Origin of the sequence: Pseudomonas agronomica (assembly GCF_025917275.1) — a bacterium.
GTDB classification, from domain to species: Bacteria; Pseudomonadota; Gammaproteobacteria; order Pseudomonadales; family Pseudomonadaceae; genus Aquipseudomonas; species Aquipseudomonas agronomica.
Genome location: NZ_JAOSHO010000165.1, coordinates 1 through 9,906, shown reverse-complemented (window position 1 = coordinate 9,906; position 9,906 = coordinate 1). Strand labels below are relative to the sequence as shown.

9 protein-coding genes and 1 pseudogene are annotated in these 9,906 nt (G+C 60.8%); 6 read left to right on the top strand and 4 right to left on the bottom strand.

Going from position 1 to position 9,906, the window contains the following annotated elements; genetic code table 11:
• Window positions 1-52: 52 nt before the first annotated feature.
• Window positions 53-1,546: an aldehyde dehydrogenase gene (locus OC610_RS13830; protein ID WP_264428366.1), complete on the bottom strand. Its 1,494-nt coding sequence runs from the start codon at window positions 1,544-1,546 to the stop codon at window positions 53-55.
• 232 nt (window positions 1,547-1,778) lie between these two features.
• On the opposite strand from OC610_RS13830, the gene OC610_RS13825 reads away from it, so the two are divergent.
• Complete coding sequence (locus OC610_RS13825) at window positions 1,779-2,141, top strand: cupin domain-containing protein (protein ID WP_264428364.1); 363 nt, start codon at window positions 1,779-1,781, stop codon at window positions 2,139-2,141.
• A 73-nt stretch (window positions 2,142-2,214) separates the two neighbouring features.
• Here OC610_RS13825 and rpmG read toward each other — a convergent pair whose 3' ends face one another.
• Together rpmG and rpmB are read right to left on the bottom strand one after the other, a co-directional pair.
• Window positions 2,215-2,370 carry a 50S ribosomal protein L33 gene (rpmG, locus tag OC610_RS13820; RefSeq protein ID WP_003177274.1) on the bottom strand — a complete coding sequence of 52 codons (156 nt, stop codon included), beginning with the start codon at window positions 2,368-2,370 and terminating at the stop codon, window positions 2,215-2,217.
• An 11-nt stretch (window positions 2,371-2,381) separates the two neighbouring features.
• Window positions 2,382-2,615 carry a 50S ribosomal protein L28 gene (rpmB, locus tag OC610_RS13815; RefSeq protein ID WP_003177273.1) on the bottom strand — a complete coding sequence of 78 codons (234 nt, stop codon included), beginning with the start codon at window positions 2,613-2,615 and terminating at the stop codon, window positions 2,382-2,384.
• Between the two features lie 436 nt (window positions 2,616-3,051).
• Between rpmB and OC610_RS13810 the strand changes: the two genes are divergently transcribed.
• Window positions 3,052-4,638, top strand: coding sequence for an ABC transporter substrate-binding protein (locus OC610_RS13810; RefSeq protein ID WP_264428363.1), 1,587 nt, complete (start codon window positions 3,052-3,054; stop codon window positions 4,636-4,638).
• 130 nt (window positions 4,639-4,768) lie between these two features.
• Here the strand turns inward: OC610_RS13810 and radC are convergent, their stop codons facing one another.
• Complete coding sequence (radC, locus tag OC610_RS13805; protein WP_264428362.1) at window positions 4,769-5,443, bottom strand: RadC family protein; 675 nt, start codon at window positions 5,441-5,443, stop codon at window positions 4,769-4,771.
• Between the two features lie 145 nt (window positions 5,444-5,588).
• Between radC and coaBC the strand changes: the two genes are divergently transcribed.
• The 4 genes and pseudogenes from coaBC to argB all read left to right on the top strand — a co-directional run bounded on the left by coaBC (window position 5,589) and on the right by argB (window position 9,844).
• Window positions 5,589-6,797 (top strand): bifunctional phosphopantothenoylcysteine decarboxylase/phosphopantothenate--cysteine ligase CoaBC, encoded by a 1,209-nt coding sequence (gene coaBC, locus OC610_RS13800; RefSeq protein ID WP_217860629.1) that lies wholly within the window; start codon window positions 5,589-5,591, stop codon window positions 6,795-6,797.
• A gap of 5 nt (window positions 6,798-6,802) precedes the next feature.
• A complete protein-coding gene (gene dut / locus OC610_RS13795) occupies window positions 6,803-7,258 on the top strand; it encodes a dUTP diphosphatase (protein ID WP_030138214.1) in 456 nt (151 codons plus the stop codon).
• 249 nt (window positions 7,259-7,507) lie between these two features.
• Window positions 7,508-8,911: pseudogene (locus OC610_RS13790) on the top strand (phosphomannomutase/phosphoglucomutase); the annotation flags it as partial.
• A gap of 27 nt (window positions 8,912-8,938) precedes the next feature.
• Entirely contained in the window at window positions 8,939-9,844 is a 906-nt protein-coding gene (gene argB / locus OC610_RS13785; protein WP_030138216.1) for an acetylglutamate kinase, read from the top strand.
• Window positions 9,845-9,906: the final 62 nt, after the last annotated feature.

Below are 9,906 nucleotides of genomic sequence, written 5' to 3'. Positions count from 1 at the left end.
TTCGCGAGCAGGCTCGCTCCCACAAGGGATCAGCGCTGCGTGAAAGCCCTAATCAGAGCTTGATCCAGGTCGCCTTCAGCTCGGTGTACTTGTCGAACGCATGCAGCGACTTGTCGCGACCGTTACCCGACTGCTTGAAGCCACCGAACGGCGCGGTCATGTCGCCACCGTCGTACTGATTGACCCATACGCTACCGGCGCGCAGTGCCTTGGCGGTCAGGTGAGCCTTGGAGATGTCCTTGGTCCATACCGCCGCCGCCAGGCCATAAGGCGTGTCGTTGGCGATCTGGATGGCTTCTTCGGCGCTGTCGAAGGCAATGACCGACAACACTGGGCCGAAAATCTCTTCCTGGGCGATTTTCATCGCGTTGCTCACGCCGTCGAAAATAGTCGGTTCCACGTAGGTACCGCCGGTTTCCTCGAGGATCCGCTTACCGCCCGCCACCAGCTTGGCGCCATCGCTGTGACCGGCCTCGATGTAGGACAGCACGGTATTCATCTGCTGGGTATCGACCAGGGCTCCGACATTGGTGGCCGGGTCCAGCGGATTGCCGGGTTTCCAGCCCTTGAGCGCCTCGACCACCAGCGGCAGGAACGTATCCTTGATGGAACGCTCCACCAACAACCGCGAACCGGCGGTGCAGACTTCGCCCTGGTTGAAGGCAATGGCGCTGGCGGCGGATTCGGCGGCGGCTTGCAGGTCCGGCGCATCGGCGAACACGATGTTCGGGCTCTTGCCACCGGCCTCCAGCCAGACGCGCTTCATGTTGGATTCGCCGGAATAGATCATCAATTGCTTGGCGATCTTGGTGGAGCCGGTGAACACCAGCGTATCGACATCCATGTGCAAGGCCAGGGCCTTGCCAACGGTGTGACCGTACCCAGGGAGGACGTTCAGCACGCCTTTCGGAATACCCGCCTCGATGGCCAGGGCAGCAATGCGGATCGCGGTCAGCGGGGATTTCTCGGAGGGCTTGAGCACCACCGAGTTACCGGTGGAGAGCGCCGGGCCAAGCTTCCAGCAAGCCATCATCAACGGGAAATTCCACGGCACGATCGCGCCCACGACGCCGACCGGTTCGCGGGTCACCAAACCCAATTGGTCGTGGGGCGTCGCGGCCACTTCGTCGTAGATCTTGTCGATGGCTTCGCCGCTCCAGCTCAGCGCCTGGGCCGCGCCAGGAACGTCGATGTTCAGCGAGTCGCTGATCGGCTTGCCCATGTCCAGGGTTTCCAGCAGGGCCAGCTCTTCGGCATTCTGCTTGAGCAGGCCGGCGAAACGAATCATGGTGGCCTTGCGCTTGCTCGGTGCCAGGCGCGACCAGGCGCCCGAATTGAAGGTCGCACGGGCGTTTTCTACGGCGCGCTGGGCATCAGCCACGTCGCAACTGGCGATCTTGCCCAGCAGGCGGCCATCGACCGGACTGACGCAATCAAAGGTTTCGCCGGACACCGCATCGGTGTACTCACCGTTGATAAAGGCGCGGCCTTCGATCTTCAGGTCGCGGGCGCGCTGTTCCCAGTCGGCACGAGTCAGGGTGGTCATGCGAGTGTCCTCCTCTTATTGGTAGGAACGCCGCGTCCTGCGCAGCGTTCAAGAATTCCCGCCGTGCCAGCCTGTATGCGGCGCTGTTTTCGGCACGGAGCATCCGCCACCCTAAACCAGCCGCTGGTAATGTTTCAATATATTTGACACAACCCAGGCAAACGGCCTTGCGATGTTCATTTTAATAAACATAGACTCGAGGCCTTCCAAGCCATCACCGGAGACCACGCGCATGAGCATTCAGGACATCGTCGATTTTGGCCAGGCCAATACTGCCGCCGATCGTTATCGCCCGGACCCGGCCAAGGTACTCAAGGGTGATCCCGAACAAGCGGTGTTCAACCACTACAGCAGCCCGTGCGGGCAAATGAATGCCGGGGTCTGGGAAGGCGCCGTCGGCCAGTGGACGGTCAACTATACCGAGCATGAATACTGCGAAATCGTCCAGGGCGTCTCCGTTCTGCGGGACAGCGATGGCAATGCCAAGACACTTCGGGCGGGCGACCGTTTTGTGATCCCGGCCGGGTTCAAGGGCACCTGGGAGGTGCTGGAACCGTGCCGCAAGATTTATGTGGTGTTCGAACAGAAGGCCTGAGAGACAAAAAATCATCAACAAAAAAGGCCCGTATCTCGCGATACGGGCCTTTTTTGTAAGAGGGAAAAATCAATTACTTGATTTTGCCTTCCTTGTAGATCACGTGCTTGCGAACAACCGGATCATATTTCTTGATCTCGATTTTGTCCGGGGTAGTACGCTTGTTCTTGTCGGTAGTGTAGAAGTGACCAGTACCGGCGCTCGAGATCAAACGAATCAATTCACGCATGATTAGCTCCCTTAAACCTTGCCATCGCGACGAAGTTCGGCCAGCACGACACTGATGCCACGCTTGTCGATGATGCGCATGCCTTTGGCAGATACGCGCAGACGTACGAAACGTTTCTCTTCTTCAACCCAGAAGCGGTGATGCTGCAGGTTCGGCAGGAAACGACGACGGGTTTTGTTGTTTGCGTGGGAAATGTTATTCCCAGTCACCGGACCCTTACCGGTAACTTGACAGACTCTAGACATGCCTCAGCCCTCTAAAACCACATGCCCAACCCGGCATGGGTTGGCCGCTTAATCTCTCAGTCATTTGGCGCCAGGCGCCGCGTTTCTTTAAGGGTCTTACCGGCTACACCTACAGTGAAGGAACCGGGCCCCTAGAAAAGAGCGCTGCTTTATACCAGAAAGACCCAGGCACAACAACAGCCGTTGTGATTTGTCTTCCTGGGGAATCTTCGAGCAAGCGCCCCGGACAGCGGGGGCAGAGGCTGGCGCAGCCCTTTACCGCTCGTCGCTGCACGCAGGTAATTTTTCACTGGTACCCGATGGGAACCTGAGTACAGCACCGCAGAGTGCCGGAAAATGCAAAAAGGGGATAGTCATTTACCGGCGAGCCCACTAGGGTAGGCCTTTTCCAGACTGCACTCGCAGATGGGCCTCCGACCTGCACAGGAAATCAATCATGCGCCTCGCTGCCCTACCACTGTTGCTCGCCCCTCTGCTGATCAGCCCGCTGGCCCAGGCCGCCGCCCTGAGCGTGTGTACCGAGGCCAGCCCGGAGGGGTTCGATGTCGTTCAATACAACTCGCTGACCACCACCAATGCTTCCGCCGACGTGCTGATGAACCGCCTGGTGGATTTCGACACGGCCAGCGGCAAAGTGGTGCCGAGCCTGGCCAGCAGTTGGGACGTCTCGCCTGACGGCCTGACCTACGTCTTCAAGCTGCGCCCACAGGTCAAGTTCCATCACACCGTCTATTTCACGCCGCACCGCGACCTGACGGCCGAAGACGTCAAGTTCAGCTTCGATCGCATGCTCGATCCGGCCAACCCTTGGCATAAAGTTGCGCAAAGCGGCTTCCCCCACGCCCAGTCCATGCAACTGCCAGCGCTGATCACTAAAATTGACGCACTCGACCCGCTGACGGTGCGATTCACGCTGGACCACGCCGACTCAACCTTCCTGGCCACGCTGAGCATGGGTTTCGCGTCGATCTATTCAGCCGAATATGCCGACCAATTGATGAACGCCGGCAAGCCGGAACAGCTCAACAGCCAACCCATCGGCACTGGCCCGTTCATTTTCAACCGGTTCCAGAAGGACGCTTCGATTCGCTACGAGGCCAACGGCGAATATTTTGGCGGCAAGCCCCAGGTAGACCGCCTTATTTTCGCCATCACCCCGGACGCCAACGTCCGATTGCAGAAATTGCGGCGCAATGAATGCCAGATCGCACTGTCACCCAAGCCACTGGACGTACAGGCCGCCAAGCAAGAGCCTACGCTGAAGGTGGAACAGACTGACGCCTTCATGACCGCCTTCCTGGCGATCAACAGCCAGCACCCGCCATTGGACAAGCCTGAAGTCCGCCAGGCGATCAACCTGGCCTTTGACAAGCCCAGCTACCTCAAGACCGTTTTCGAAGGCACCGCTGAAGCAGCCAACGGTCCTTATCCGCCCAATACCTGGAGCTACGCTAAAAACCTGCCCGGCTATGCCCATGATCCGGCCAAGGCTCGGGACCTGCTGGCCAAGGCCGGTTTGAAGGAGGGCTTCAAGACCACCATCTGGACTCGCCCCTCCGGTAGCCTGCTCAACCCCAATCCGAGTCTTGGGGCACAGTTGCTGCAATCGGACCTGGCAGAGATCGGCATCCAGGCGGAAATCCGCGTGATCGAATGGGGCGAGCTGATCCGCCGCGCCAAGGCCGGCGAGCATGACCTGCTGTTCATGGGCTGGGCCGGTGATAACGGCGATCCGGACAATTTCCTCACCCCGCAATTTTCCTGCGCGGCGGTGAAGTCCGGCACCAACTTCGCCCGTTATTGCAACCCGGACCTGGACAAGCTGATCAGCGCCGGCAAGACCACCGGCGAGCAAGGTGTACGCACCAAGCTCTACGAACAGGCCCAGGCGCAGATCCAGCAGCAGGCCCTTTGGCTGCCCCTGGCGCACCCCACCGCCTTCGCACTGACCCGCAAGGATGTGCAGGGGTATGCGGTGAGCCCGTTTGGGCGCCAGGACTATTCCAAGGTCAGTCTCAAGTAACCCCAGCCCACTCCTTGTGGGAGCGAGCTTGCTCGCGATAGCGGTCGGTCAGCCAACATCAATGTCGTCTGATACGCCGCCATCGCGAGCAAGCTCGCTCCCACAAGGGTTTCGTATCGTCAGATCGGGCCTACATCCACCCACACTCCGCCATGGACAGTGGCTCCCCATCGCCAACGATGAAATGGTCCAATACCCGCACATCGATGAGCTCAAGCGCCCCCTGAAGCCGCTCGGTGAGCATTCGGTCGGCCTGGCTGGGCTCGGTGTTGCCGGAGGGGTGGTTGTGGCACAGGATCACGGCAGCGGCGTTGTGGGCCAACGCCCTCTTGACCACTTGCCGGGGATGGACGCTGGCACTGTCGATCGAGCCGCGAAACAGCGCCTCGAAGGTCAGCACCTGGTGCTTGGAATTGAGAAACAGGCAACCAAACACCTCGTGGGGTTCGTGACGCAGCATTGATTTCAGATAGTCACGCACCGCGAACGGGCTTTCCAGCGTGGTTTTCTCCCGCGCCCGCTCAGCCAGATGCCGGCGATTCATTTCCTGAGCGGCTTGAAGCTGGGCAAACTTTGCAGGCCCGAGCCCCATATGGTTACTGAAGGTAATCTGATCCGCTTCAAGCAGCGCGCGCAGGCTGCCAAATTGGATCAAGAGTTGTCGCGCCAGGTCCACCGCGCTTCTGCCCGCCACACCCGTGCGTAAAAATATCGCCAGCAACTCGGCGTCCGAAAGACTCCCCGCTCCCGACGCCAATAACCTTTCCCGCGGCCGCTCGGCCACGGGCCAATCCCGAATACTCATGGCATCTCCCTGATAGTGGGCGCCGCTGTTCCGTAGCGGACGCTGTGATATCTTAGCCCATCTTTTTTGCAGGCGATTTGCACCCAGGCAGGCTCATGCCGAGGGTTTCGCCCTGCACTGACCACTGAAATCGAAAGGCAGGCCTATGCAGCGGCTGTATCGGAAACGCATCGTTCTGGGCGTCGGCGGCGGCATTGCTGCCTACAAGAGCGCCGAGCTGGTTCGCAGGCTTATCGACCAGGGCGCGGAAGTGCGGGTCGTCATGACCCGTGGCGGCAGCGAGTTCATCACGCCGCTGACCATGCAGGCCCTGTCCGGCCACCCGGTCCACCTGGATCTGCTCGACCCGGCGGCCGAAGCCGCCATGGGTCATATCGAACTGGCCAAGTGGGCCGACCTGGTGCTGATCGCCCCGGCGACGGCCGATCTGATCGCTCGCCTCGCCCAAGGCATCGCCAATGACCTGTTGACCACCCTGGTGCTCGCCACGGACGCAGTGGTCGCCGTGGCACCGGCCATGAACCAGGCCATGTGGCGCGACCCGGCCACCCAGGCCAACCTGCAACTGCTTGAAAGCCGCGACCTGAAAGTCTTCGGCCCGGCTTCCGGCAGCCAGGCCTGCGGCGATGTCGGCATGGGCCGCATGCTCGAGGCCACCGACCTGGCCCAGTGCGCCGCCGACTGCTTCAAACGCGAGGCCCTGACGGGCAAGCACGTGCTGATCACCGCCGGGCCGACCCAGGAAAACATCGACCCAGTGCGCTATATCACCAACCACAGCTCTGGAAAGATGGGCTTCGCCCTGGCCGAAGCCGCCGTGGAGGCCGGCGCCCGAGTGACGCTGATCACCGGCCCCGTGCACCTGCCAACGCCGGACCGCGTGACCCGTATCGACGTGGTCAGCGCCCGGGACATGCTCGCTGCCTGCGAAGCGGCCATCCCGTGCGACCTGTTCATCGCCTCGGCGGCAGTAGCGGACTACCGGCCTGAAGTCGTCGCCCCGCAAAAATTGAAGAAAGACCCTACGAGCGGCGACGGCCTCCTCCTGCAAATGGTGCGCAACCCAGACATTCTCGCCACCATCGCCACGCGCCCCGACCGTCCGTTCAGCGTGGGTTTCGCTGCCGAAACCGAACACCTACTCGATTACGCCGCGCGCAAGCTCAAGGACAAGAATCTGGACCTGATCGTCGCCAATGACGTCGCCAACCCGAGCATCGGCTTCAACAGCGAAGAAAACGCCTGCAGCGTGATCGACCGCCAGTTGCACGCCACGCTTTTCGCCCAGACCAGCAAGGGCAAGATCGCCCGCCAACTGATCACTTTCATCGCCGAACGGCTGAACCAGGTTTAATTTCAATGCACGCTCTACAAGCCAAGATCCTCGACCCACGCATTGGCAACGAATTCCCGCTGCCGCAATACGCCACACCTGGCTCCGCCGGCCTCGACCTGCGGGCCATGCTCAAGCAGGACACGGTGCTGGAACCAGGCCAGACCTTGCTGATTCCGACCGGCCTGTCGGTCTACATCGGTGACCCGGGCCTTGCCGCGCTGATCCTGCCACGCTCGGGCCTGGGCCATAAACATGGCATCGTGCTGGGCAACCTGGTGGGCCTGATCGACTCCGATTACCAGGGCGAATTGATGGTGTCGTGCTGGAACCGCGGCCAGACCGCCTTCAACATCGCCGTGGGCGAGCGCATTGCCCAATTGGTGCTGGTGCCAGTGGTCCAGGCCCATTTCGAGCTGGTCCAGGAGTTCGACGAAAGCCAGCGTGGCGCGGGTGGTTTCGGGCATTCCGGCAGCCATTGAGCCACGTACCCAGCCGGGTGCCCTGCCCGGCTGCTTTATTAAGCTTCTGTTTCAGGACGAAAAATGCGCAACGGCTGGCGACGAGGTTTCCCATCCGGAATCAACGTTTTAGACGGTTCAGACCGGGGTAACGCTGTCTCATGGCACTTTCCCACCGCGAACTCTCTGCCAAAAACGTCGTCATACCCTTCAGCTTGAGCCTGCCGACACCCATGTCGGCCTGTCCAGTCACCTTCCTGATAGAGCGCCCCGCCCATGAACACCCCAGCCGCAATCGCCCCGATCTTTCCTGACAGCATCTTCCGCGCCTACGACATCCGTGGCGTCGTGCCGGAAACCCTGACGGCTGAAACCGCCTACTGGATTGGCCGCGCCATCGGCTCCCAGAGCCTGGCCCAGGGCGAACCGAACGTGAACGTCGGCCGCGATGGTCGCTTGTCCGGCCCGGAGCTGGTCGAGCAACTGATCAAGGGCATTGCCGACAGCGGCTGCCACGTCAGCGATGTCGGCCTGGTGCCAACACCGGCGCTGTACTACGCCGCCAACGTGCTGGCCGGCAAATCCGGCGTGATGCTCACCGGCAGCCACAACCCGTCGAACTACAATGGCTTCAAGATCGTCATCGCCGGCGACACCCTCGCCAACGAGCAGATCCAGGCACTGCACACCCGCCTCAAGACCAATGACCTGAGCAGCGGCCAAGGCAGCGTGACCAAGGTCGACATCCTGCCGCGCTACAACGACGAAATCGTCAAGGACGTGAAACTCGCCCGCCGCCTGAAAGTGGTGGTCGATTGCGGCAACGGCGCCGCTGGCGTGATCGCCCCGCAACTGATCGAAGCCCTGAACTGCGAAGTGATCCCCCTGTTCTGCGACGTTGACGGCAACTTCCCGAACCACCACCCGGACCCGGGCAAGCTGGAAAACCTGCAGGACCTGATCGCCAAGGTCAAGGAAACCAAGGCAGACCTGGGCCTGGCCTTCGACGGCGACGGTGACCGCGTGGGCGTGGTGACCGAGACCGGCAGCGTCGTGTTCCCGGACCGCCTGTTGATGCTGTTCGCCAAAGACGTGGTGGCGCGCAACCCCAATGCCGAAATCATCTTCGACGTGAAATGCACCCGTCGCCTGGTACCCCTGATCAAGGAATACGGCGGTCGTCCGCTCATGTGGAAAACCGGTCATTCGTTGATCAAGAAGAAAATGAAACAAAGCGGTGCCCTGCTGGCCGGCGAAATGAGCGGCCACATCTTCTTCAAGGAACGCTGGTTCGGTTTTGATGACGGCATCTACAGCGCCGCGCGTCTGCTGGAGATCCTAAGCAAGGAGAAATCCACCGCGGAAGAGCTGTTCGCGACCTTCCCGAACGATATTTCTACGCCAGAAATCAATATCCATGTGACCGAAGAGAGCAAATTCAGCATCATTGATGCACTGCACGACGCCCAGTGGGGCGAAGGCGCCGAACTGACCACCATCGATGGCGTTCGGGTCGACTATCCACACGGCTGGGGCCTGGTTCGCGCGTCCAACACCACACCGGTGCTGGTACTGCGTTTCGAGGCCGACAACGAAGCCGAACTGCAGCGTATCAAGGACGTGTTCCACGCCCAACTCAAACGTGTTGCACCTGATCTCCAACTACCGTTTTGATTTTTTGAAGCACTACCGGAGCCCTGAATGACCCTCGAACGCGAAGCCGCCGCCAACACCGCCAAGGTCCTGTCCGAAGCGTTGCCTTATATCCGACGCTACGTCGGCAAGACCCTGGTGATCAAATACGGCGGCAACGCGATGGAAAGCGAGGAGCTCAAGACCGGCTTCGCCCGCGATATCGTGCTGATGAAGGCCGTGGGCATCAACCCGGTGGTTGTGCATGGTGGTGGCCCGCAGATCGGTGACCTGCTCAAGCGCCTGTCGATCGAGAGCCACTTCATCGATGGCATGCGCGTCACCGATGCGCAGACCATGGACGTGGTGGAAATGGTCCTCGGCGGCCAGGTCAACAAGGACATCGTCAACCTGATCAACCGCCACGGCGGCAGCGCCATCGGCCTGACCGGCAAGGACGCTGAGCTGATTCGGGCGAAGAAGCTCACCGTTACCCGCCAGACCCCGGAGATGACCCAGCCGGAAATCATCGACATTGGCCAGGTGGGCGAAGTGGTCGGCATCAACACCGACCTGCTGAATCTGCTGGTCAAGGGCGACTTCATCCCGGTCATTGCGCCAATCGGCGTGGGCGCCAACGGTGAGTCGTACAACATCAACGCCGACCTGGTGGCCGGCAAGGTTGCCGAGGCACTGAAGGCCGAGAAGCTGATGCTGTTGACCAACATTGCCGGCCTGATGGACAAGACCGGCAAGGTCCTGACCGGGCTGTCGACCCAACAGGTCGATGACTTGATCGCCGATGGCACGATCTACGGCGGCATGCTGCCGAAGATTCGCTGCGCGCTGGAAGCGGTACAAGGCGGCGTCGGCAGCTCGCTGATCATCGATGGTCGTGTGCCGAATGCGATCCTGCTGGAGATCTTCACCGATACCGGCGTGGGCACGCTGATCAGCAATCGCAAGCGTCCGTAAGCGATACCGATAAAAAAAGACCCCGCTCAGCCAGACTGAGCGGGGTCTTTTTTTGCCTTCCT